This is a genomic window from Vibrio penaeicida (assembly GCF_002933855.1).
GTDB lineage: Bacteria > Pseudomonadota > Gammaproteobacteria > Enterobacterales > Vibrionaceae > Vibrio > Vibrio penaeicida_A.
On sequence record NZ_BFAQ01000013.1, the window covers coordinates 47299 to 71872 of the forward strand.

The following is a 24574-nucleotide window of genomic DNA, read 5'->3' on the forward strand; positions in this document are numbered from 1 at the left end:
TTAATATTAAGGTTGGCTTATATAAGAAAAAATATGTCCGAAAAACGCGTTTTTGTTATTGCCGCTGAAGTAGCAGCAGAACTCAATAAAGGCATGGTTATTGCCAAACGGCTTCTGCTGATAGCAAGTAATGCTAGGGCGTTAGCACTAAGGGCTGGAGTAAGTGCCGCTGGGTTTAGACCTATTACAGATTCCATCGATGAGTTAGTTCGAACCACGCTTCAATCTTCAAAAATCATCAACAAAAAAGCGCAAAAGCTAAGCCGGATCGCAACGGCAGAAACGCGCGCGGCATCGGCGTTAATCAAGTTTGAAGACGTTTATGAAACAGCATCGAATGCGCAATATATCTGCAGCTTGGAGCCTGCTATTTCTGTAACGCACACACATCACAATGAGCTCATGGCAGAATTTAAACGCGAAGCCAAAGGGTTGAATGACATGTTGAGAGTGTTGCACAGTGAGCTAAGAACAGCGCAAATTATTTCTACCATGCTCAGTGTAGAAGCATCGCAAGCTGGCGAAGTTTATCAAGATCAACTGAACAGCATTGCGACTAGCGTGTCGCAGTCTGCCGATTCCATTCAAAGCCATGTCCTTCAATCCTTAAATCTATTTTCTGAACTAACTAGGGTAGTTTATGCAAGCAAAAGTTCTCTTTAATCAAGGTTCTCATCGTTGGGTAGTTTTCGGTCGCGATCCAGAAAAACCAGATGGCATTGTGGACACCAATCAGTACATGATTACTAATCGAGATGAAGCCATACTACTTGACCCAGGTGGGATTGAACTCTTTTCAGCCATGTTGGGCTGCGTTGTTAAAGAAGTACCGATAGAAAACATTACTCATCTATTCGCATCACACCAAGACCCAGATATTATTTCCTCCTTAGGCCTATGGGATCAGGCACTAACTAAAGCCAAGTTACACTCTCCATGGCTTTGGGAGGGCTTTATTCGTCATTTTGGTATGGAAAAAGTGGAATATGCACCAATTCCTGATGAAGGACGCAATCTCAATATATCTGGAATGGAGATCCAATTTATACCCGCCCATTACATGCATTCGTCTGGAAATTTCTCAGTTTACGATCCACAAGCTAAAATATTAATGTCAGGAGACATCGGTGCCGCACTCGATGCTGTAAACGCCCCCATGTTTGTACAAGATTTTGATGCTCATATACCGAAAATGGAGTATTTTCACCAAAGGTGGATGCCCTCAAATAGAGCTAAGACAGCATGGATAGAGAAGGTCAGTAAGCTGGAGATTGATATGCTTTGCCCTCAGCATGGCGGCATATTCAAGGGAGACGACGTAAAACGTTTCCTCATGTGGCTGGATAAGCTCGATGTAGGTGTTGCGATCAAGTAACCACATTCTACTTCGGGTATGACATAACTCATTATCAGGTTTGAACGCATATTATGTCTGTATCTAACGTAGAAACAATCGACATCGAACAGGTGAACATTTCAGCGTGCTTTTTTGAAAAACGTGATTTGTGGAAAAACAAACAACTAAAACGGGGAAGTAAGCCACTTTTTGATTTTTGCCTAGATTTTGGCATTCGCTTTGAAGACTTGATTGAAGCAGGGATCATAGAGAAGAAGGAAGCATCTGATAGTACCTCTATCTCGGATTATCAGTTAACAGCCAAAGGGAATGAGTATCTCGTTGCGGAGTACGAAAGCTTTTGGGTTGTTGGTTCAAAGCTAGAAGCGTTGGATGATTTTATAGAACAATACATTCATGACATGTTGGTGGGTCGTATAGCGGTCGCCAGTTAGTACAGTTAGCCCAGTTAGAGCAGGTTAGCATGAGTCAAGCGAACAACCCAGGCATTAGCGCCTGGGTTTTTAATTGTATCCGTTAAAATTGATATTCTAATGTGAACATCGGTCCGTAAAATTGAAAATTGACATTCAAATCAGCCAAATCCGCACCATAATCGACATTCACTTCATAGTAACTATAAGTAGCGGCGGCGTTCCAGTTTTCACTGAAACTGTATTGAAGGCCTAAACTGGTATCGACTAAAAGGCCTTTTATGCCATCAAATTCGATGTAGAAAAACTGAGCGTGTGAAATTGCTTTCCAATCGTCATTAAATGAATACTCGGCCTCAAGCCCAATATCCGGCAAAGGTGCCGTTACATCGGTAAAAGCATAATTGCCGAGACCAAGCACATTATTGGTATCTCCGCCTTGTAGGTGCAGCTCTCCGCCAATACCAATTTGCAGCTGCATAATATGGATACCCGCTGTTACGTCTAGATCCCATTTATCGCTTTCATAGAATGAATATGAATAACCCAGCCGAGCTAAATCGATATTCAGAGTAGATTGGACCGTCGCGCCGACGTCGGCTTCATACAACTTGTCGTCAATCGAAACGGCAAAAGAGCGAGCGGCAGAAACGGATGAATTTCGATGAAGGCTTCTCCAATCCAAATAAACGCTGTGTTTAGAGTTAAATGCATATTCCATTTGAAGATAAGGAAGTATTTCACGCTCTTTTAGGCGTAAGTCGGACTCAAAGTCGAGATCAAAACTTTTACTCAGATTGGGGGAGTAAGCGCCCATCGAAGTATCTGCGCTAGAATAAAAACCGCCAGCAGTCACACTCACATTCCCTGCTTGTGCAGTCGAACAAAATAATACACTTAACCCAGTTGCTAGCCATTTTTTGTTTGCGTTCACTGGTATCCATTCCTTGGTTAATTCAAGACAACATAGAAATAACAGCAATGAACTGCATAAACAATATGACACATCCGATTTTATTCATGAAATTTGTAAATATATTTCCATCGATAATTAGGTCAACAGACCCTATAAATTGTGTCTAGTATCTCTGTTTTTGAATAAATCTGAGTTAGGTCCATGAGTTTAATGGGAATACCTCAAAGACGGTCTACATTTAGGTTATCCATATTCAAATGGTTCAAAATGCAAAAAGTAGAGCGCTATATTCTGTTTCAGTCCAAGGATGGGAATGCAATAGAACCTTCCATCTGTTCAAACTTTATAGCGATGAAATGGGATAGAAGATCAGCTTCCCAAGGGCAAATTGTGCGGATATAAACCAATTCCAACAAATCTTATGTTAAATGTTTGGTATAACTATATTGCTAGATGTAAAACAAAATACCTTTGCGAGGTAGGGCATGTCGTACAGTGAATACGCCGTTATTTTCGACAGCGAGCTGAACATTTTAGGGAAAAATGAGCAATTGGAGCGAAGTAGGTTGTTAAGCTCAACCTTCGGGTCAATTGCCGGTTCTGAGCTTAAAATCACATGGCTTCTATCTGGTCAAGAACTCCACCCAACTCACCTTTCAATAGACAGCTCCACTCATGATGGACGAGTGATGGTGGAAAGTTCAGAAGGGACAAGCGAAGGTAGAATTGAAGTTATTCAAGTAGGGAAAGACGCTTTGTGGCAAGTGAGGTTTGCTCAAATAGGCGATCAATCCTTGTATCAGGAGTCGTCTGACGTTTTCAAGTTTCGAACCATGCTTGAGGGTTCTCGAGCCGGAACATGGGAGTGGAACGTACAAACTGGAGAGGTCGTTTTTAACGAAAGATGGGCGCAGATCATTGGATATGAATTAGAAGAATTAAAGCCCATTAGTATTGATACATGGATAGCGCATTGCAATGAAGATGATTTAGTTCAATCCGAGAAAGTCCTTATGCGCCATTTTTCCGGTGAGCTTCCTTATTATGAATGCGAAGTTCGTATGACCCACAAAAACGGTCAAGAGGTTTGGGTGAGGGATTTTGGAAAGTTAATGACACGCAATGCAAACGGAGACCCAGAATGGGTAGTTGGGACGCATATCGATATCACTACAAGTAAAACGATAACTCAAAACCTTGCATCGATGAACACTGAGCTTGATGCCATGATAGATGTTAGCCCCAATGTCATTTATCGATGCCAAGGCGACCCACTAATGAAAATTCAATTTATATCCAAAGACGTTGAAGAAATGACGGGATACAAAAAGTCTGAAATCGTAAATTCCGACGGGTTTTGGGGAAAACGGCTTCCTTTGAGTGTTTGTAAAACAGAGAATGAGCAGTTTGTAAAATGGCAAAGCTTCAGCCAAGAAGACGTTCTGAAACGGCAATATCGATTCCGGCATAAAGATGGGCATGACATCTGGCTATTAGACTCCATTAGAAAATTCAAAAGCCCGGTTTTTAAGACAAATGGCTATATTGGATCAATTTCTGATATCACTTCTCAAAAAGAACTAGAGATCAAATTACAGAGTAGTCAGCACAGGCTTAAAACGGCGCATCAAATCGGTAGGTTAGGGCATTGGGAGTGCAACCTAGATACGGGCGACGTTTATTGGTCGGACATGGTTTATACCATTCTCGGTTATGAGCGGGGTCAAGTTCAGCCAAGCCTTACTTTCTTTAAAAGCTTAGTCGCAAAAGAACATCAACGTCGTGTGAATGAAAGTGAGAAAGCCGCTCAGATAAGCGGCAAGTATGACGTTCAGCACATGATTAAACATTCCAATGGAACCTTCATTTGGGTTCATGAAATGGCCGATTTTCAGATAGGAACCAATACGTTAATTGGGACAATTCGTGATATTACTGATCAGAAGATCCTAGAGCTTCAGCTTCGCGAGCAAGCCATAACTGACCCGTTAACCGGAGCCTATAATCGTCGATTCTACATTGAGAGGTTAGATGCGGAGTTTGAGCGATTTTGTCGGAGTGGGCGCTCATTTTGCCTGATGATGATCGATTTTGATGAATTCAAAGAAGTGAACGACAATTTTGGTCATTTGTTTGGGGATGAAGTACTAAGGCAGATCGTATCTATTATCAAGAGCCGACTTCGTCACAATGATGTGCTAGCCCGTATTGGAGGGGAAGAATTCAGTGTTATCTTGCCAGAAACGAATATCGCTGGTGCTGTTCAATTGGCAGAGGCTATTCGGCAAAAAGTAAGCTCGACCGTTATTCACCATGAAGGGGATGAAACTTCCATTACGATTACCATTGGCTTAGTTGAAGCCCTTGAAAGCAAAGATTCAATAGATACGCTCATGCTACGTGCCGATGACTTACTCTATAAAGGAAAGATGTCGGGTCGTGATCGCGTGTACTCTCAATAACATATCTGCGCCGTGTTTAAAACGTATTGAACTCGAATAAAATTGAACAGGGAAGGGTCAACAGACCGAAATATCTATTGAGAATTCACATTTTGAGCAGTAAGATCTCCGAAACAAAATTGGTCTCTGTCTCCCATCTTGCAGAGGCACCATCATCAACTTTTAACTTATTTTAGGATCTCTGTGCCTCGATTAGTTTTAGTTCGTGGTTTACCTGGTTCTGGGAAATCAACCTACGCCAAATCTTTATCTATCCACCATGTGGAAGCGGATATGTATTTTGTAAATCAACACGGTACGTATCAATTCAACCCCAAAAAACTCCGGCACGCCCACAGATGGTGCCAAGGTCAAACGGAACATTTGCTAAAAAAAGGTCGGGACGTTGTAGTTTCTAATACGTTTATTGAGCTCTGGGAAATGGACCCCTATTTGGAAATGGCTACGCAATTCAATGTGGATGTTGAGGTGGTTGTCTGTGGCGGAAACTTCACCTCGATACATGATGTGCCCAAAAGCACCATTAAAAAAATGAAATTCAAATGGCAGGACTAACGGTAATCACTCAGATTATCCACACATCTCAAAAAATCACACTCCTTTAAAAGACAACAGCACTGTAAAGGTGCTGTTGTAGAATATCCATCGCTTGACGCGGAATGTATTACATAAGAATCAGAATATTACGACGATAGGTGTTTTACCAGAAAGCGCGTGATATCAACCATGTCTACGACCTTAATAAATTCTTCTGTAGTGTGAACTTTTGCCATACCAGTCGATAGGTTCACGGTTTTTAAACCTCTACTGTTAAAAATATTAGCGTCACTGCCGCCGCCAGTAGACTTTGTTGCTGCCGCAATACCAAGTGATTCGAAGCTCGATTTAATAGAAGAGACATGTTCATCATCGTCGCTTATGTTGTATGCATTATAAGCTCGGGTAGACTCAATGTTCACTGAAGCACCGTGTTTTTCTGCCGCTTGCTTAAAGGTATCTTCCATGTGCTTAACTTGCTTGGCGAGCTTTACATCATCTAGCGATCTTGCTTCTGCTTCGATATAGATTTCAGGCATCACAATGTTGGTTGCTTGGCCACCAGACACGACACCAATGTTTGCAGTTGTTTCAAAATCAATACGAGACAGCGTCATGCTGGCTATGGCTTCTGAAGCAACGACCATTGCATTAATTCCTTCCTCCGGTGCTAGCCCAGCATGCGCAGGTCTACCTGTAATGGTTACCTTTAAATTTTGCTGCCCAGGTGCCGTAGTAATGATAGTGCCAATGGGACCACCAGAATCTAAAACGATGGCGTACTCAGACTCGACACAATCAAGTTCGAACTGCCTTGAACCTTGAAGCCCACCTTCTTCGTGAACGGTAAAAGCGACTTCGATAGTTTGATGAGGGAGTGCATTTTCTTGAAGTGTTCGAACCGCTTCAAATAATGCAGCGATTCCAGATTTATCATCTCCACCTAAGATCGTGTCTCCAGCGCTTCGTATGACGCCATTCTCTTCAATAGGAACAATTCCATTACCAGGAGTAACGGTATCTAAATGTGAACTCACAAGAACACTGCCATCGAGTGATCCCTTTAGTTTTCCATAAACATTGAACCCGTTAGAGATATCTTCGGTAACAGGCTGCCTTTTAACTTCAAACCCTAGTTGACCGAGTTGTTCCGAAATTGTTTCAGCCATTTGTTTTTCGTTTCTAGATTCGCTGTCGATTCTGACTAATGACATGAAATGTTCGACAAGTCTTTGTTGGTTTACTTGTGGCATGAGACCTCTGTAAATGGATAAGAGTGGAACTGGATGAGTGATTTGGTATTACGAGCGTGTATTCTTCCGGGTTACTTTTCGCAAAAGAACAGATTGCCTTCCAAAGTCACGTTTAAATCAGAACATTACATTAAATCTCTTTATTATAAGGATGCCTTAGATCAAAGTTGGTCTCGATAGCAAATATCAAACAAACGCTGCTATTCTTTAGAGAAGTAGTGAAAGGATAAAAAAATGAAAAAACTGTTGTTGTTGCTGGTTTTACTAGGTCTAGGTGGTGGTGGAGCTTACTACTATTTCGTCATGATGCCACAAGCCATGATGGCAACAGACACAGAAACAAAAATGGTTGAGCAAGAAACCGATCCTGATGGCGCTATTATGGAGCTAGAAAACAAAGAGAACCTTGCCACAATCGAACTTGGTGAATATTACGTTTCGTCGAGTAGCCTTAATGTTAGACGAGAACCGGGCACAAACGCGTCGATTTCTCGTGTGCTGGATATTGGCGATAAAGTCGATGTTTTAGAGTCGAATCAAGGTTGGGCCCGCATCTCTGAATATCATAAGTATGGTGATGGTGAATTCGCTCAATGGGTTTCTGAACAATTTCTCTCTTCTTCTGTCCCAGAAAATCTAGCGGAAGTTCGCTCTGGTCGCTTGGAAATAGCGATTAAAGGGTCCGACAATTTCTTGAATCACCGTGATTTATTTCTTTCGGTATCGCAACTTCTTATAAACGATGGAATATGCACGAATACCGATTTCAAAGAAATTGGTGGATGGTTAAAGTCGGTAGATTATCGCCCTCGTGATGTGTATTACACCTATTGCGGTGGAATAGAAAGAGAACACAAAATTTATCTAGATGCAGAAAATGGTGAATTATTGAATGTTAACTAGATGTAACGAAGTTGTTGGGTTGTGACCACTTAAATTTACGACCTGAAATGTGTTCTATTTGTTTGTTTTTAAGCCAAATCTAGCCCGCCCACTTTAAGTGTAAATATTGTTGTACACCTGCGGTTTTATTTATTGAATTTATCATTTCATTAACATCTATTTTCAACTAGCACTTTTTCATCCATGTTGTTAATAACTTCGCGATTCAGCGAATACTCAGCTCATGGAGGAAAAGGGCAGTGAATACTTCATACAACCCACTTGGCACCGACGGATTTGAATTTGTTGAATACACAGCAGCAAATGAAAAAGGCATTAATGATTTAAAATCTTTGTTTTCTTCACTTGGTTTTGCAGAAATTGCTAAACATCGCTCCAAAGAAGCATGGCTATATCGCCAAGGTGACATCAACTTTATTGTGAATGGCCAACCTAACAGCCAGGCAGAAAAGTTTGCAGCCGAGCATGGACCATCGGTCTGCGGTATGGCGTTTAGAGTTCAGGAAGCGGCAAAGGCGCTTGCTCACGCTTTAGAAAATGGCGGTGAAAAATACGTAACTGAAATCGGTCCAATGGAACTGAGCATTCCTGGTATTTATGGTATTGGCGAAAGCATTTTATATTTTGTAGACCGCTATGGCACAAACGAAATTTATGATGTTGATTTTACCTTCTATGAAGATGCAAGTGAGCGCTTAAAAGTAAAAGACGTCGGGCTCAACGTTATCGACCATCTAACTCACAATGTCCACCAAGGCAATATGGATGTTTGGTCTGGTTTTTATGAGCGCATCGGAAATTTCCGAGAGATCCGTTATTTTGACATTGAAGGCAAGTTAACGGGGCTTGTTAGCCGTGCTATGACAGCGCCTTGTGGCAAAATTCGCATTCCTATTAATGAATCTTCAGATGATAAATCTCAAATCGAAGAGTTTTTAAAAGAGTACAACGGAGAAGGTATTCAGCATATCGCTCTGACGACAGATGATATTTACGAAACTGTGAAAACTCTACGTGATCGTGGCATGGATTTCATGCCTACCCCTGATACGTATTATGAAAAAATTGATCAACGCGTAGAAGGGCACGGGGAAGACGTGAGCCGTCTTAAAGATTTACAAGTTCTTATCGATGGTGCTCCGTTGAAAGATGGTATCCTCCTTCAAATATTCACACAAACCGTTATTGGTCCAGTGTTCTTCGAAATCATTCAACGTAAAGGTAATGAAGGGTTTGGTGAGGGTAACTTTAAAGCGTTGTTCGAATCGATAGAGGAAGACCAAATCAGACGAGGTGTGCTTCAAAACGCATAGCTCTAACTATTAATATAGGCTCTCAATGATTAAGAGAGCAAAAGCAATAGTCACATTGCACTACGCCAAAGCTGCCTAAATAGGCAGCTTTTTTTGTCCTCACTTAAAATGGCAAAAAAGAGATTTATCTTTATAAATACGACTCTTTCCTTCATTTTTTGCTAGATAAAGGTTTTCATCCAGCTCCGCCCACATTTGGGCGTCATAAGTTTGTGATGTAATAACACCACCACTTACTGTTGTGTATATGTGCTCGTGGTTATGTAGAATCGGGTTGACTGAAATGCAGCGCATTATGGATTCTACCGCCGTTTTAACTGAGCCAGAGTATTCGACCAATTCTTTCGAAAGCGTGATTACAAATTCTTCACCGCCTATACGGTATACCGAGTCAGAGCCACAAAACCGTTGTAGGCGCTTAGTGATATCAATCAATACTTTATCACCGCCATCATGCCCGAAATTATCATTAATGTGTTTGAAATTATCGATATCGAAGCAAATAATTGCAGGGGCATGCGCATTGGTGTTTTCATTGCCTATCATGTAGCAATCTAACGCTCTACGGTTTAACGCACCCGTTAAAAAGTCAAAGTGAGCCAATTTCTCCCAATGGACTTGGTGGTTATTTCGTTTGCACTCGTAGGTAAAACAAATTGAAGCCGATAGAGCATAAGCAAAAACGAAGTTGACTATGGTAATGCTTAGTGTGTTATCCCAGTAAAATAGCAGAGCGACAATCGTAATGGCTAAATAGAAGCCAGAACTGAAACTGCCTTCTTTTTTACCGAGTAGAAAATAGTAGATCGGCGGTAAGCATATGGTCCATTGAAAAACGCCTTCTTCTACCGGTTTTGTAACAGTCGCGTAGAGAATCACGACACTAAACATCAGTGTATGGGCGCGAATGATGTTCTTTTTGTTTGATGAAACGTCGAACTTAAACCGCGTAATAAGCGCGATAATGCTGTATGCCACCTGAAATGTGAAGAGAGCGTAGTCTTTCAAAACGTAATTGAGAATGGCTAAAGGAATACAAACCATTCCTAAAACAGTCGATAGCCGAATGAAAACCCGCTCACGGAAGTTTTCAATCTCTTTATGCTGACTCATCGATGTACTCTCCGTTTTCTAGAACGTTTTCAATAGGCTGAGGTTTGTGAATAAGGTAGCCTTGTCCGAACTGCACACCCAGCTGTTTTAGAATGGAACGTTCTGTTTCCGTTTCAACAAATTCCGCTACAACTTGAGAACCGTTAAGTGCGGCAAGTTCTACAATGGATGCGATCATTTTTTGTTTAAACTTGGAATGTTCAACGTTTTGAACCAATGAGCCATCGATCTTTATGAAATCAAATATCTCTTTTGAAAGAGTGGCGTAGCTAGAAAACCCCGATCCAAAATCATCCAAAGCTATCTTTACACCCGTTTTTCTGAGGTTCTGTAATGCTGAAGAGAAATCGTCATCCATGGAATAGAATGCTTGTTCCGTTAATTCCAAGCACAACCTGATACGCATTTCATGAGGTAGGGAATGTAAGTACGTAAGGATATTGGTATTAAGAAGAGAGCTAGGTGTAACGTTGACGGACAGTTCCACCTCTTTGAATTTAGCGAGAACTTCAGCCGATTTCGTTAGCATGGCTGCGTCTAAAACCGACTCAATACCGTGAAAATGCACTACCTTCAATAATTGAGGGGCGGGTATGATTCGTGGAAATTGGGTGCCGTAGTGAAGTCGACACAAGGTTTCGTATTTTCGCCTATAGCTGTGTTCCGTTATTGGAAATATGTGTTGTGCATAACATTTAAGACTAGGGGATTGTATAAGGGCTATAGCGTCGCCTTTCCGTTCGGGTAAGCAATAGATCATAAAATGATCTTCTTCATTCCAGTCTTTATAGAGCAGATTGGAATCAAAGGCGTTTTTGCAGCAAAACTGTACTTTGAAAAGGCAGTCTTTATAGGAATCAGCAGTTTTAGCCTCATAACGCCCAAAACAAATGTCTATCTTTGTTTCAGTCGAGTAATTTAAGTTATCTTCAAACAGGCTTATAAGTTTTTTAGATGATGACATGTCTGTTATCAGTAGGAAGCTGGAAGACTTCACACGATACAAATTCCCAGTATTCATCAACGCTATCTGTTTTAACTCACGTGATAACTTGATTAACACATGATTGCCAAACGCCCTACCATGACGTCGATTGATTGTGTCGATGTTTTTAATATCGATAAAATATATAAATTTTCTTGAGGGTAATTGCCCCTTACTTTCAAGAATTTTTGCATCCAGTAGACCGGTTAATGGGTCTATGTTTCTACTCCCTTTTCGCACAGAGTAATCATTGAAGTTTACAACACGCATATCAGCTAACTCGTATATGCAGAGCGTTATGATCAACACGTGAAATAGGTAATACATTGTCTGAATTAGAAATATGTACTTCGTGATGTCGGTATTGCGGTAACTGGCGATAGCAATCAGCAATGAGATGCCAAAGCAAGCGGCGTACATACTAATAATGAAGGGTTTGTAGCGTGTATCTTTGTGTGAAATTAGATGGTAGAAAACCAAAACGCCTGCCAGCATGTTAATAAACAAGTTGAGTTCACTGGCTTGAAAAAGATTGAGCACCACAATTTGCGTCGTGATGACTGAAATGATAACCACGGTATGTTTTGAGCCAATCTTTCCTGTTTCCTTGCAATAGATGGTTAAATGAAATGAAAAAATTGAAATGATATAGCAAGAGTAGAGTAGGTCGCTACCAAGCCAAGGACTGTTAGAGATACCAACCTCGCTGATATGGCTGAGTGGCAAAAAACCAAAACCATAAAAGCAAAAGGCGGTAAATGTCACCATATAGACGAGGCAGGCAACCGATGACAGCTTGCTTTCATACCATTTGAATCGTGCATAAAAAAGGCAGAGAACCGCAAATGCCGTCATAAGGGCGACAACGAAAGTATCTCTCGCTATTAATTGATCAAACAAGTCATCATTTTTGATCAAAAGAGCGTTAAAAATGGCGAACTGACCTTCAGGCGCTTTTAGGTATATTTGGTCATAAACAAAATGTTTATCCAAACTGATTGAGCGCATGTTGTCGAACTCATGCTGTTTGACCAACGCTTTTTGAGATAAATAGTAAACGGTGCCTTGAGAAAGTGTCCGGTTTACAAGGTACATAGAGTAAAGATCTTTCTCGTACTCCAAAATATCCAAGCGAAACCAACAACTTTCAACATTGCTTGGCGCACATTGACCTTTTCGCTCCCATTGTTCATCACTTCTTGGAAACACATGATCGGTTGCTAAACTCCCAAAACTGGTTTTGTTATGTACAACACGCTGATGTTCAAGATTAAATTGAGAAAATACAGACAGCGTACATATTGTGAAAAACAACGAGATCAAAAGAGTAGGCATCGCTATACATCCTATAAAGCAAGGTCGCGGCAGAATTATAGAGAGAACTTTCGGCCAATTGGAAAAGCCTGTTATACAAACAGCTTGTTTTGGTCAGCTTGGTCGCAACATATTAAGCCCTACATTTTATCTGCTGCCTTTCTATTGATTACTCAAGCCGGAACGCGCTCCATTTTGTACAGATCAAATGCCGTATTGGTGTGCTGGCTGGATCATTTTGTAACCAACCTGATGACAAAGACGCCAACCAGTTCAAAAACCTAAAATTTCCACTTGCACCCCTGAGCTGCAATGGGTAATATCCTCCTCGTTCCAAGGGAATGCGTCCGTAGCTCAGTTGGTTAGAGTACCGCCTTGACATGGCGGGGGTCGGTGATTCGAGTTCACTCGGACGCACCATTCCTTTCTTCATAATTAGGGTTTCAAAACCATTTTTATGAAAGATAAAATTTGGGTCCGTAGCTCAGTTGGTTAGAGTACCGCCTTGACATGGCGGGGGTCGGCGATTCGAGTTCGCCCGGACCCACCAAATTAACAAAAAAGCCTGCTTTAAAAGCAGGCTTTTTTGTATCTGCAATTTGTTCATCTTCTTTGCTTTTCTCTGCATTACTTACGACTAACCACATCAGAATGACTGTGAGTATCAGCTGTATTTAAATTATTAATCTGAATTTACATAGATAGTGCTAACGTACAGCAGCGAAAGGTCGATTTGGCGTGAAAAGAGTAAGTTGAGGGTTCGATGGAGACACTTATTTATCTTGGGGCTTTTTTATTGGTTATGGTTGCCTTTGCGCATTCATACTTAGGGGAGCGATACATCTTAATTCGTCTTTTTAAGCGAGATGATCTGCCTAAAACATTGGGCAGCGATGAGTTTACTAAAAAGACGCTCCGCTTTGCATGGCATGTTACATCAGTTGCTTGGTTAGGGTTCGCGGTCATTCTATTGGTAACGGTTCAGCCATCAATCTCGAAGGAAGTGATTGGTCAAATTATTGCCATGACGTTTTTCATCCACTTTTTGATAGCATTGTTTGGTTCAAAAGGGCGTCATTTATCTTGGATTGTATTTCTTGCCGTAAGTGTGTTGGCACTTCTTGGAACCTAAGTTAACCACGGGAAATACGATTGAATACGTCATTCAAATAACCAAAAGCCAACGAGAACTACGGTTGGCTTTTGACTTGATGTTCTAGCTTTCTGCTCGCTTAACGCGAATCTTACTTTTATCAACGCTTGTCATATTGAGCGCATTGATTGCTGTTTTTGCTTCGTCATGGTTCGGCATTTCAACGAATGCAAAACCCTTTGAGTGTCCCGTTTCTTGATCTAATACTAGATTGCATTCCGCAACAGCGCCATGAGCAGAAAATAGAACTCGGATGTCTTGCTCTGAAGTAGAACGAGCGAGGTTGCGAACTAAAAGTTTCATAAGTATCCATTGGTGTATTGATTGCGCGTGGATTGTCGCAGCTAATTTGACTAAAACCAAGGAATGATTTTCTACAGTACTTGAAGCAAGTTTGATGACAGAGTTTAGTCGCACATGGATTAAAGTCACCGGATAAAAGAGTACGGTTTAAACATGTTGATCTTAAAAGGCTTTGCGTGTTGCAAAGCCTTTCTGTTTTTGATTTTTTAACATCAGCTGCAAGAAGTTATGGGTAATGAACCTCTAAGCAGTCCAGCCCACCAGAACGTACAGCCAGGTTGAATTCAGCTTCGGTCATATTTTTTATCACGTTTTCCATTTCCTTTTGAGTTCCGAAGTTCTTACCAACTAGATATTGTGCGTACCCAAACAACATTAGCGGGTTTTGCGCAATCATTGGTGTACTCTCGCCTAAGAACTTAGTTTCAAAGCCAAGCACGCTCATGTGTTCCTGGAACGCTTTACGCAGTGCCGAGTTTCTTGCATGGTTCGTCAGGTAAAGTTTCTGCCCGTTATTGTCCACAAGCACACTGTTCATGAAGTTTGCAATTCCGCCCGGTTGTACAGCTGACTTACCTTCGAACACGCCTGGAGAGGAGATGGGGTTAAGCCCAATCTTCCTTAACTCAGCCTCAATTAAAGGTGTGTAGTATTTCGAACTTTCTTGCTGGATTCGAGATTGTGCCAGCATGTCGTTAAGTTGGGTACGCTCCACGTCGGTTGTGGCGTACCTAAGTGCTTGTGACAAGAGCTTCTGATTTTCGGTTTCATCATTGACTAAAATATCACCGTTTTCTAAAGGTCGCATTTTCATGTCTAAGTGGAAGCCTGGTTGAGGAACAAAGGCTATCGCACTTCTAACTAGCCCTATATCTGCCGCAATAATGTCCTTAGCGAGATCTTCCTTCGCTAACATTTCTCGCGTCATAGTACGAAGTGCTTGATCACCAAGGCTATTGTGAATTTTGGTTAGTTTTCCTAGTGTGTATTGAAACGATGGATCTCGTTCATCAGTGGCTAGCTTTGCTATTCTTGCTGCGATACTTTCTGGAGAGAATGAAGGGGCTAGATCAGATGAGTTAAGGTATTTTTCACTCATATGTTGAGCAGTTAACACCACTGAATCTGTACCAATGACGGCATACGGGTTACCGTTTTGCATAGTGCCAGAAAGCAAATTGCCGCCTTCAATGTAACTGTTTCCTCGATAAATAGTGATAGGGCTGTGTGTACTTTCGAGGTTCTTAATTGTGCGGTTGTGTTGCCCGCCGTAATCTACTGTCAGCCCGACATCACGTTTAGTATTTCCCTCAAGACCAAAATTCGCATTGCTTTTAGGCAAATGGGTTTGGATAAACCTTTGTGCGTCGTTGGAAGCCTTCCCCGAAATATCCGCAGGGATATAGACCGTTTTCCCATCGCGACTCATGATTCGAGCATCTTCAACCCATGAGCTATTAGGACCGTTATCTGTTTCAATGATTGTGTAGAAACGAGAATAATCGCGCCCAGTTTCTGCTTGAAGATTTTGAATGCCAGCGGTAAGCAGTTGGTCTTTTTTCGGGTTGCTTTCTTTGTGGGAATATATGTTGACGTTTGTACCAAGTTGCTCAGAAAGCGCGATGAGATCCAATATGGTTGTGACCGATTCTAAGCGAAGATTAACGTCGAAATTATCCAGCGTTGTATTAAGCCCCTCTGTTGCAGGACCAACCTTCAATCCGGTAGAAACTGTTACTGCCTGAGTTGGTGGAACTGGAGAAGGGTTGGGGAGTTCAACAGAGTTCGAAGGCAGTAAATCAAACGAGTAGTTTTTTACAGCGTTTAGCCAAGAAAAATATTCACGCGTATTACTTGGTGGCTGGAATTCCGCTCGAAATGCTGCCAAGAATTCAGTCATGAGAGCTGGAACGATTTTTTTCTTAACACCATCACGTAAAAAGTAATACAGATAAGTGCCATCAGATTGTTTCTCATATTCAAGTTCGAGTGTTTTTCGACCGAGCGGCGTTGCACCATTTTGTGAATAGTATTGGCTTACAGATATCGTGTTTACATCTGATCTCTCTGCACTTGGCTGGTTTGTTTCACTGCCCGGAAAATGAATTGTATTACTGTTAGCGAAGGTGCTAAAGGAGCTTAGTATTGCCGAGACAATAATCAGTTTTTTGGTATTTATCATCGTTTATTCCTGATTGAACATTAATTTCCCCACGATTAGAAATGCAATGGGTAGCGCAAGTAAATACACGAAAACTTAATTCTATTGTTAGCAGTTCTGGCTAGTCTGATAGGGGCGTAAACTGGTAGCCTCGTGGAAGGGGGAATAGGTTAACCCTCTAATAAATATGGGAGTTATTGGATGGGTATCACAAGAAAACAGGTGACTAACTGAGTAAGAAAATATTTAAAAAATTAACAGGAATGGATATCACAATATGCACTTTTAAGAACCGGAAATGGGGGGGATGACTGTTTCGATAACATCAATATGCATTGATGATGAATGACACCTTGAAGATAAAAAGTGATTGCTCTCTGAACTTTTTGCAACTGATGACATCCATCTTAACGTATTGAAGTGATCAGCTCGCATATACAAGATGAACACATCGCGAAAATAGCGAGCAATTTGATACAAATACCCTGAGTAGCCCAATTTGTTCAAGTGACTGAATTCAAGTGGGTTATATAAGGGGAAGAAATGAGAAAAAGGATTTTAGCGTGCGTTATTTTTGCTGCGTTATCTGGTGCATCGGCGATCGCACAAAGACCAGCAGAACCCGCGTTGTTACTTGCCAATGACTATTCGTCGGAAATTAATCTAGATGAATACTGGGTATCAGAAAAATTGGATGGTATTCGCGCTGTGTGGGACGGTACATCGCTTTACACACGTAAAGGTACCAAGATTCACGCGCCTGCTTGGTTCACCGAAGGGCTCCCTTCGTTAAAAATGGAAGGCGAGTTATGGGCTGGAAGAGGGAAGTTCCATGTTGTTCAGCAAACGGTTATGGACAAAACTCCATCTGACACCGCATGGAAAAACATTCAATTTATGATCTTCGACTTGCCTCACTCTGCTGGTGACTACGCAAAACGGTATTACGACATTAAGAATTGGGTAAAAACCGTTGATCAACACCACGTCCAATATGTAGAGCACATTTCCGCATCTAACCATTCCCAACTAATGAAAATGCTGGACAGAGTCGATGATAATTATGGCGAAGGTTTAATGCTTCGAAAGGTGAGCAAAAGCTACCGAGCAGGACGTTCAGACGATTTACTTAAGCTCAAAAAATACGAAGATGCGGAAGCGACAATCATTGGATACAAACCGGGAGAAGGAAAGTACCACGGAATGTTGGGGTCATATCTAGTGCGTTGTGCTAACGGTAAAGAGTTTTACATTGGAAGCGGGCTAAAAGATTCAATGAGGAAACAACCATTACCCATTGGTGCAACGATCACTTACCGTTTCAACGGACGTACTGAGTCAGGAAAGCCTCGATTTGCCCGTTTTTTACGTGAAAGAGTAGAGTAGATAATACGATCGAGCTTAAGAACCTGGCGCATCTCCGCATCTGGCAAAAAGCCCTTGCCAGTATTTTACATGGGCGAGTGTCGCTGTTTTGAACCGCTTATGATGTTGCTCTATATCGTAAAAGTTTGGGTAGCTTTCATTGGCCTTTTGCAGAATAACCACCAGCTCGACATTCAGTTTCCTGTATGTTGTATCAAGCCTTGATAAATACGGTTGAATTTTCTCGACATACTGGTTTTGAAACACGTTTTTCATATACGTGAACTGGGTATTATCACGTTTCTCTCCACAGCGAATGTTTTCATCAAATTGATTCAGTTGTTCAGTTGCTTGATGGAGCCACTGGGTACTATTAATTAAGCTAAAGCTGAGAGAGCCAATGACATTCGTCGTTTCTATTACTTTCTGCGACGGCGTAACTAAAAATTCGTTCACCGTATTATGCTCTTCGCCATTTGAGGCATCAGACAATTGCAGTGTAATTTGGTAAAACGGTTTAAGCGCGAGGTTAAGCTCAGTTAACCCGAAAGCACCGTTAGTAGGCAACCAATCATTACCACTCAGCTGTGTACGCCAAGCTTCGCTTTGAGTAATAACATGTTGCAGGTGTAGCGGGTAATGCTCTTTCTTTTCGGTGTAAGCTTTGCTGAGCTTGCGTTGAACCTCTTCGGATATATCGGGATGATTCAAGCATTTGTCTACGCCAGTTAAAAATCGAGTTTCGTAATCAAGTTGATGAAATTCATCTTGAACTTTACCGAGTGATGAATTCCTTTCTGCTATCAGTTCAAAAAGTCCGCAGCGTCTTAATTCATAAGATTCGAGCAATCCAATGGAAATACGTGGAATGGGGGTTTGGAGAAGCTTTTTGTCTGGCAAGCTAACAAAAACGGTATCTGGTGCGCTTAGAGATGTCACATCCTGAACTCGCGCTATGCGAGTTATGTAATCGTCATACATGGAAAGTACAGGATCGGTACACCCTGAAAGCATTGTTACACATACGATAGCCAGTGTGCGCGACGACATATTTTCCTCGAATAAACTTGTTAAGAACGCAATTCTAGTACGTGCTAAACGCAAAGATACATCAATAAAAACAACAATGCCCAGATTATCTGGGCATTGTTGTTATCGTAAGTTTTCAGTGTTCTAACGCGACGAAAACGCCAGCTGAACATCATCGGGTTGCTTGTGCATCCAATGGAGACGAAGTCCGAGCATAATGGCAGCAGAACTCAACCCAATAATAAAGCCAATCCAGAAACCCGTTGCTCCCATAGGTTCGGTAACCCAGTCCGTCATGCCTAAAATGTATCCCGCTGGTAACCCGAGAACCCAATACGCGATGAACGTTCGGTTAAAAATAGCTTTCATGTCTTTGTAGCCACGCAATGCTCCAGCGGCAATAACTTGGATTGAATCCGTGCACTGGTATACCGCTGCGTATACCAATAGGGCACTTGCAACAGAGACCACTTCTCGGTTGTCGGTATAGAGCAGAGATATTTGTTCTCTAAAAACGATGGTCATCAATGCTGTGAAACACGCTGTGATTAAGCCAACAATAATACCGACACGAGACGCAATCGTTGCGCCTTCCGTGCTCTTTTCCCCAAGCTTGTGTCCAACTCGAATGCTCACCGCTGCACCGATACTCATGGGAAGCATAAAGACTAGAGTGGAAAAGTTAATAGCGACTTGATGGGAAGCGACCGTTGTTGGTCCTAGAGGCGCTATTAACAAAGCAACCACTGCAAACAGGGTCACCTCAAAGAACAATGCTGCCGCAACAGGTAAACCTAATTTAAATAAGCGAAGCTGCGCTTTCCATTGTGGTGGATGAAACGCGCCAAAAAGATTGATATGACGGAGCTTCTTTGCGTTCGCGACATAAAAATACATCATGCCGAACATGATCCAGTACACAATGGTTGTAGCAACACCACAGCCAACACCGCCCAACGCAGGCGCTCCAAACTTACCGTAGACGAATATCCAGTTAAGTGGAATGTTAAGCAGCAAGCCAACAAAGCCGATAACCATTGCAGGCTTTGTTAAAGACAATCCATCAGTAAGGCTACGCAGTGTTTGAAATAATAGAAATGCCGGCACTGCAAGCATTACAGCGTACATGTACCCATTCGCTTTTTCTGCCATGAGCGCTTCAACTTGCATCCAATCAAGAATTTGCTGAGTTTGAAAAAGCACGCCAATAATAGGGATCGACAGTAGCAAGGATAAATAGATCCCTTGCTGAATCTCAAAAGGTATCTTCACCTGACGGCTGGAGCCATTTAATTGTGCTACTACGGGAACGAGTGCCATGAGAAGACCAATACCAAACAAGATGGAGGGTAACCAGACGCTCGTCGCAATAGCAACTGCAGCCATGTCTGTTGGGCTGACGCCACCAGCCATTACCGTGTCGACAAAACCCATACCTGTTTGGGCAACGGACGCAATAAGGACAGGAGTGGCTAACTTAATTAACTGAGAGGCTTCTTTTTGATAACGATGCACAGATTACTCCGATACTGCATATAAATCGGGATAGAGTGGCGCATAATAAAGAATTGATCGTAAGATACCAATAACTTTGTTGAGTATAGAAAAGAGAGCCAAATGTTTACTGGGATTGTACAAGGTACAGCGAAGATCATATCGATAGAAAAGAAAAAGGAATTCCAAACTCACATTGTTGAGCTGAATGGCAGTTTAGGTGAAAACTTACAAATTGGCGCGTCAGTGGCACATAACGGATGTTGCCTGACCGTAACAAGAGTAGAAGGCAGCCATGTGTGGTTTGATCTAATGCAAGCAACATTAAAGCTAACCAATTTAGGTACATGCCAAGCAGGCGACAGCATAAATGTAGAAAGAGCTGCAAAGTTTGGAGACGAAATTGGTGGGCATTCTATGTCGGGACATATTTCGACTGTCGCCAAAATTTCTGACATTGAAAGCACAGAAAACAATCGAACCATCTGGTTTGAGCTAGAGCCTGATCAAATGCGCTACGTATTGGAAAAGGGCTACATTGGCATTGATGGTTGTTCACTCACTATTGGCAGCGTGAAAGGCAACGCATTCTGTGTTCACCTTATTCCAGAAACATTAACGCGTACTCTTTTTGGAAATCGCACAATCGGAGAGCTGGTTAATATAGAGTTTGACCCACAAACACAAGCAATTGTCGATACAGTAGAAAGAGTGTTAGCAAATCGAAATTAATTTGTAATATATTGAATTTTATATGATTATGAAAAAAGCGCACTGAATTCAATTCAGTGCGCTTTTACTTCTTGATGCGATTGAAACGATGAAAAACAGTCTTAAACTTATGAATTTAGAATATTTGTTCGTCATCGGCATCGACGGTTAACTGCACCTTATCATGCTGCTCGTCGACAAACATATTCAAATGAATTGCATGACAACAAGCCGGGCAGTCATCGTAAAAATCTTGGCTGCCATTTGATGAGTCCAAGGTAATGCCTATTGTGTATCCACAATGTGGACACTTTACACTTTTCTCTGTGTAATTTTTCATAACACCCTTCCTTACATCACTTAGAATCCCCTGATGAATTCTTATTCATACTAGCTCTTTGCCTTACTAATCGAATTGAATTAAGTATGAAACATGCTTAAGTGCAAATTTTCAAAGAAAAACGACTTAGATCACGTGTTGGCGGTCAGAAAAATGCATCTGAGCTGGAAAAAGAAGAGTAGAGATTTGTAAGAACAGAGTAAGAAATGACGAATTATTCGTCATCTTATATAAAATTAAGCACGTAATAATTTGAAATATTAATTATGTACCGAAATGAAAAAAAGGTGAAAGACATACCAAGCCAATTAATTCGGTTCTCTAAAGCGCACCGCCGTATAGGTATGTCCTGAGCCGTTAACCCTACGAATTTTCTTAGCGTAAGCTGTCTACGATATTTTGAGCATCATCTAGATAACTTCCACCAAACAGGTTGCAATGGTTCAAAATGTGGTAAAGATTGTAAATGTCTCTACGCGAGTGATAGCCTGAATCGAGTGGTCTTAAGCTTTCGTAGCCTTGATAAAAGTCCGACATAAATCCGCCAAAGAGCTCCGTCATAGCGATGTCGCATTCTGAATCTCCCCAATAAGGCGCAGGATCGTACAGCATTGGACCGACAGGCGTATTCGATATGTTTCCGCTCCACAAGTCACCATGGAGTAAAGAGGGGGTAGGGTGGTGCGTCGCAAGACGCTCGTATACAGTGGCAACGATCTCATCCGGTTGCCCAAATTCCACGCCTTTTTCCTGCATTAATTGAAGTTGCCAACCAATACGTTGTTCAGAAAAGAAACGAGCCCAGTTCTTATGCCAGGAATTAGGCTGTAACGTCGCACCAACGTAGTTATCTGCATCAAAGCCAAACTCGCGTTGATCTCCCCAACTATGGTGTTTAGCAAGCTGCAAACCAAACCGATAGCTTGCTTTGGCACTTTCTAGGGGCTTACAGGGTATGTAGTTAAGGATAAGAAATGCGTGATCTTTGCAATGACCAACGTGAACGACTTCTGGCAAAAACAGTGTGTCGGATTGTTTTAGAGCGGTAAGACCTTCCGATTCCAATTCAAATCGAGGTAGGAATGATCGATCGTTAACTTTAATAAAATAACGTTGTTCTCCATCGCTAATCATATAGCTCTGGCTAATGTCACCGCCGCTCAAACGGACTTTTTCGGAAATTTTGTAATCAAAAACGAGTACTTCAGAAAGTTGCTGCGCAATGGATTGCCACATATCCGGTCCCTATTAATAAATTAAATAGCCTCACACCAATATTAGCCCATAACTTTTTGTGGTTACTGTTATATATGCCACATATAGCCGATACACTTGGTGCCGATAAGATCAAATGATCTGATCAAGATCTTCTTTTCATTAGCAGATGTGAAGCAACTCAGATTTTGAGCACAAAAACTAAACTAAAGCATAGGTTTGTAAAATCAATACACTATAGTGTGATGTTGATTCAGGAAAATAATCCCATGCGTTTGTTATGAAAGTACTTATCTGTGACGATTCGGCTCTGGCTAGAAAGTCAGTGGCTCGTTGTATCGCGAATTCTGAGCACCAACAAATACTGTTTGCTGGTGACGGTCAAGAAGCTCTGGACATACTGAAAGTGCAGAACATCGACGTTATGTTTCTGGATCTTACAATGCCAGTTCTTGATGGTTATGAAGTACTTTCCGCACTACCAGTAAATAATTATCCGACAAAAGTTATTGTTGTCTCTGGTGACGTACAACAAGCCGCAAAAGAGCGTTGCCGAAACCTTGGGGCTTATGAATTTATAGAGAAACCTCTCAATCCTGAAATCGCCAGACCCTTATTTCCACGCATTGGACTGACCTTTTCTCAAAGCGCTTCCTCTGATCCTCTTCCTAAGCTTGATCCAATGACAAAGTTCAAAGAGCTAACCAATATCTCTTTAGGTCGAGGCGCTGCGATCATATCCGATCATTTAGGCGAGTTTATCCATATCCCGATACCCAATGTCGGCTTATTAAGTTCTGGTGAACTGGCCATGACATTAGAAGATGTACTGCATAGAGAAGGCGCAATAGCAGTTGCTCAACGCTTTGTTGGTGGGGGCATACACGGTGAAGCTTTAGTTTGTATGCGAGGCAACCAAATAGAGGAAATGGGGCAAAGCCTTGGATTTCAGGTTAAAGAATCTTCTTACAATGAGGTGGTCATCAATATCGCCAATTTATTAGTGGCGTCTTATCTCGTTTCGCTTGGTGAACAGATGTGTACACAGTTTGCGTTGCGTCAGCCTGCGGTTATCGATCATTTTCACCAAGAAATCAATTCTCTCAATGTCGGTGGAATGGGCGAGTTATTTACTATTGAGTACACGTATTTTGCCGAATCAATTAACTTTGAATGTGAAGTGCTATTCCTTATTGATTCGCGATCGGTTGGCAAAATTAAACGTATACTGGAGACACTGTAATGTCAGATATAACGCTTGATATCTCAGATTTTCATTGGGCTTTACAAGTGATGGATAACATGGATTCAGGGCTCGTCGTTCTCGATAGGAATTACAATGTCTGCACGTGGAATAGCTTCATGCAGTCATACAGTGGCATTACTGCCGACATTATGATGGGGCACAACCTATTTGATCTCTTCCCACAGCTTCCTTCTGAATGGCTGAAGTCGAAGATTGAAGCATCGGTAAAGCTCAAAATGCGAGGATTCTCAAGCTGGGAAGACAGACCTTACCTTTTTGAATTCAACAACTTCTCCCCTGTATCAAACGGTTTGTCGGTGATGTATCAAAATGTTGTCATCACGCCACTCAAAGCTCTTACGGGTGAAGTCACTCATATCTGTCTAATGATTCACGATGTGTCTGATATCGCGAAAAAGAAATTGCATCTACGAGAAACCAACCAAAAACTCAGCCACCTTAGCCGAACAGATGGTTTAACAGGGTTATACAATCGGGCGCATTGGGAACAGTGCCTCAGTGAGCAATTCATTCAGTGTCAAACCTTAAATACGCCAGCATCGTTAGTTATCTTCGATATTGATCACTTTAAGAAGGTCAACGATACCTATGGACACAGTTCAGGTGATAGTGTTATTCGTCAAACAGCCCACTTGTTAAAAAAGACAGCAAGGCAGGCGGATTGTTGTGGTCGGTATGGTGGTGAAGAGTTTACGGTGTTGCTGCCCAATACAAACTCTGATCAAGCCTACTACTTTTCTGAAAGGCTCAGAAAGCGTATCGAGGAAACTCTGGTGGCTACAGAGCAAGGCGATATCTCGTTTACCGTAAGCTTAGGAATCAGTGAGTTTACTCCAGAAATGGAAAATTATTTAGCGTGGCTAGAATCCGCTGACAAAGCACTATACAGCTCAAAACAAAATGGACGAAATCAGTCTACAATCCATACTTAACCTATTTAAATAACCGTAACGAGATCAAATAAGCGTGC

Annotated in this window: 22 protein-coding genes and 2 tRNA genes; 14 read left to right on the forward strand and 10 right to left on the reverse strand. The window is 41.7% G+C overall.

Features of this window, described 5'->3' with window-relative positions:
* Window positions 1-33: 33 nt before the first annotated feature.
* From VPNCDNU1_RS06895 to VPNCDNU1_RS06905, 3 genes are read left to right on the forward strand one after another with little or no spacing between them, the layout of a single operon-like run.
* On the forward strand, window positions 34-663 hold the full coding sequence (locus VPNCDNU1_RS06895; protein ID WP_104399698.1) for a chemotaxis protein: 630 nt from the start codon (window positions 34-36) through the stop codon (window positions 661-663).
* A complete protein-coding gene (locus VPNCDNU1_RS06900; RefSeq protein WP_104399699.1) occupies window positions 641-1375 on the forward strand; it encodes an MBL fold metallo-hydrolase in 735 nt (244 codons plus the stop codon). Before VPNCDNU1_RS06895 ends, VPNCDNU1_RS06900 begins: the two co-directional genes overlap by 23 nt.
* A 53-nt stretch (window positions 1376-1428) precedes the next feature.
* The gene (locus VPNCDNU1_RS06905; protein WP_104399700.1) at window positions 1429-1791 is read left to right on the forward strand and encodes a hypothetical protein; all 363 of its coding nucleotides are present in this window, start codon (window positions 1429-1431) and stop codon (window positions 1789-1791) included.
* Between the two features lie 82 nt (window positions 1792-1873).
* Here VPNCDNU1_RS06905 and VPNCDNU1_RS06910 read toward each other — a convergent pair whose 3' ends face one another.
* Window positions 1874-2704: a DUF481 domain-containing protein gene (locus VPNCDNU1_RS06910; protein WP_104399701.1), complete on the reverse strand. Its 831-nt coding sequence runs from the start codon at window positions 2702-2704 to the stop codon at window positions 1874-1876.
* Between the two features lie 467 nt (window positions 2705-3171).
* Here VPNCDNU1_RS06910 and VPNCDNU1_RS06915 point away from each other — a divergent pair, with 467 nt between their 5' ends.
* Window positions 3172-5148 (forward strand): diguanylate cyclase, encoded by a 1977-nt coding sequence (locus VPNCDNU1_RS06915; RefSeq protein ID WP_104399702.1) that lies wholly within the window; start codon window positions 3172-3174, stop codon window positions 5146-5148.
* A 177-nt stretch (window positions 5149-5325) separates the two neighbouring features.
* Window positions 5326-5703 carry an ATP-binding protein gene (locus tag VPNCDNU1_RS06920; RefSeq protein ID WP_104399857.1) on the forward strand — a complete coding sequence of 126 codons (378 nt, stop codon included), beginning with the start codon at window positions 5326-5328 and terminating at the stop codon, window positions 5701-5703.
* Between the two features lie 128 nt (window positions 5704-5831).
* Here VPNCDNU1_RS06920 and VPNCDNU1_RS06925 read toward each other — a convergent pair whose 3' ends face one another.
* The gene (locus VPNCDNU1_RS06925) at window positions 5832-6938 is read right to left on the reverse strand and encodes a M20/M25/M40 family metallo-hydrolase (RefSeq protein WP_104399703.1); all 1107 of its coding nucleotides are present in this window, start codon (window positions 6936-6938) and stop codon (window positions 5832-5834) included.
* 234 nt (window positions 6939-7172) lie between these two features.
* Between VPNCDNU1_RS06925 and VPNCDNU1_RS06930 the strand changes: the two genes are divergently transcribed.
* Together VPNCDNU1_RS06930 and hppD are read left to right on the forward strand one after the other, a co-directional pair.
* Window positions 7173-7841 carry an SH3 domain-containing protein gene (locus VPNCDNU1_RS06930; RefSeq protein ID WP_104399704.1) on the forward strand — a complete coding sequence of 223 codons (669 nt, stop codon included), beginning with the start codon at window positions 7173-7175 and terminating at the stop codon, window positions 7839-7841.
* Window positions 7842-8080: 239 nt separating this feature from the next.
* Window positions 8081-9154 (forward strand): 4-hydroxyphenylpyruvate dioxygenase, encoded by a 1074-nt coding sequence (gene hppD, locus VPNCDNU1_RS06935; protein WP_104399705.1) that lies wholly within the window; start codon window positions 8081-8083, stop codon window positions 9152-9154.
* Between the two features lie 99 nt (window positions 9155-9253).
* Here hppD and VPNCDNU1_RS06940 read toward each other — a convergent pair whose 3' ends face one another.
* Together VPNCDNU1_RS06940 and VPNCDNU1_RS06945 are read right to left on the reverse strand one after the other, a co-directional pair.
* A complete protein-coding gene (locus VPNCDNU1_RS06940) occupies window positions 9254-10267 on the reverse strand; it encodes a GGDEF domain-containing protein (RefSeq protein WP_104399706.1) in 1014 nt (337 codons plus the stop codon).
* Window positions 10254-12587 (reverse strand): GGDEF domain-containing phosphodiesterase, encoded by a 2334-nt coding sequence (locus tag VPNCDNU1_RS06945; protein ID WP_104399707.1) that lies wholly within the window; start codon window positions 12585-12587, stop codon window positions 10254-10256. The genes VPNCDNU1_RS06940 and VPNCDNU1_RS06945 overlap by 14 nt, the downstream gene beginning before the upstream one ends.
* 322 nt (window positions 12588-12909) lie before the next feature.
* Here VPNCDNU1_RS06945 and VPNCDNU1_RS06950 point away from each other — a divergent pair.
* The 3 genes from VPNCDNU1_RS06950 (at window position 12910) to VPNCDNU1_RS06960 (ending at window position 13698) form a co-directional block, all read left to right on the forward strand.
* Window positions 12910-12986 (forward strand) — tRNA-Val (locus tag VPNCDNU1_RS06950).
* 53 nt (window positions 12987-13039) lie between these two features.
* Window positions 13040-13116: transfer RNA gene (locus VPNCDNU1_RS06955), tRNA-Val, on the forward strand.
* Between the two features lie 213 nt (window positions 13117-13329).
* Entirely contained in the window at window positions 13330-13698 is a 369-nt protein-coding gene (locus tag VPNCDNU1_RS06960) for a hypothetical protein (protein WP_104399708.1), read from the forward strand.
* 84 nt (window positions 13699-13782) lie between these two features.
* Here the strand turns inward: VPNCDNU1_RS06960 and VPNCDNU1_RS06965 are convergent, their stop codons facing one another.
* Both VPNCDNU1_RS06965 and VPNCDNU1_RS06970 read right to left on the reverse strand, forming a co-directional pair.
* Window positions 13783-14022 (reverse strand): RNA recognition motif domain-containing protein, encoded by a 240-nt coding sequence (locus VPNCDNU1_RS06965; protein ID WP_104399709.1) that lies wholly within the window; start codon window positions 14020-14022, stop codon window positions 13783-13785.
* Window positions 14023-14248: 226 nt separating this feature from the next.
* Complete coding sequence (locus VPNCDNU1_RS06970; RefSeq protein ID WP_104399710.1) at window positions 14249-16204, reverse strand: hypothetical protein; 1956 nt, start codon at window positions 16202-16204, stop codon at window positions 14249-14251.
* A 522-nt stretch (window positions 16205-16726) separates the two neighbouring features.
* Between VPNCDNU1_RS06970 and VPNCDNU1_RS06975 the strand changes: the two genes are divergently transcribed.
* Window positions 16727-17569, forward strand: a complete 843-nt coding sequence (locus VPNCDNU1_RS06975; protein ID WP_104399711.1) for a DNA ligase — start codon at window positions 16727-16729, stop codon at window positions 17567-17569.
* A gap of 15 nt (window positions 17570-17584) precedes the next feature.
* Here the strand turns inward: VPNCDNU1_RS06975 and VPNCDNU1_RS06980 are convergent, their stop codons facing one another.
* On the reverse strand, window positions 17585-18598 hold the full coding sequence (locus tag VPNCDNU1_RS06980; RefSeq protein ID WP_104399712.1) for a DUF3080 domain-containing protein: 1014 nt from the start codon (window positions 18596-18598) through the stop codon (window positions 17585-17587).
* A gap of 123 nt (window positions 18599-18721) precedes the next feature.
* Window positions 18722-20092 carry an MATE family efflux transporter gene (locus VPNCDNU1_RS06985; protein WP_104399713.1) on the reverse strand — a complete coding sequence of 457 codons (1371 nt, stop codon included), beginning with the start codon at window positions 20090-20092 and terminating at the stop codon, window positions 18722-18724.
* 102 nt (window positions 20093-20194) lie between these two features.
* Between VPNCDNU1_RS06985 and VPNCDNU1_RS06990 the strand changes: the two genes are divergently transcribed.
* Entirely contained in the window at window positions 20195-20803 is a 609-nt protein-coding gene (locus VPNCDNU1_RS06990; protein ID WP_104399714.1) for a riboflavin synthase subunit alpha, read from the forward strand.
* Window positions 20804-20918: 115 nt separating this feature from the next.
* Here VPNCDNU1_RS06990 and VPNCDNU1_RS06995 read toward each other — a convergent pair whose 3' ends face one another.
* Entirely contained in the window at window positions 20919-21122 is a 204-nt protein-coding gene (locus VPNCDNU1_RS06995; protein ID WP_101113796.1) for a CPXCG motif-containing cysteine-rich protein, read from the reverse strand.
* Window positions 21123-21497: 375 nt separating this feature from the next.
* Window positions 21498-22358, reverse strand: a complete 861-nt coding sequence (locus VPNCDNU1_RS07000; RefSeq protein WP_104399715.1) for a fructosamine kinase family protein — start codon at window positions 22356-22358, stop codon at window positions 21498-21500.
* 259 nt (window positions 22359-22617) lie between these two features.
* Here VPNCDNU1_RS07000 and VPNCDNU1_RS07005 point away from each other — a divergent pair, with 259 nt between their 5' ends.
* Together VPNCDNU1_RS07005 and VPNCDNU1_RS07010 are read left to right on the forward strand one after the other, a co-directional pair.
* A complete protein-coding gene (locus tag VPNCDNU1_RS07005; RefSeq protein WP_104399716.1) occupies window positions 22618-23580 on the forward strand; it encodes a response regulator in 963 nt (320 codons plus the stop codon).
* Window positions 23580-24536: a sensor domain-containing diguanylate cyclase gene (locus VPNCDNU1_RS07010; protein WP_104399717.1), complete on the forward strand. Its 957-nt coding sequence runs from the start codon at window positions 23580-23582 to the stop codon at window positions 24534-24536. Before VPNCDNU1_RS07005 ends, VPNCDNU1_RS07010 begins: the two co-directional genes overlap by 1 nt.
* Window positions 24537-24574 lie beyond the last annotated feature (38 nt).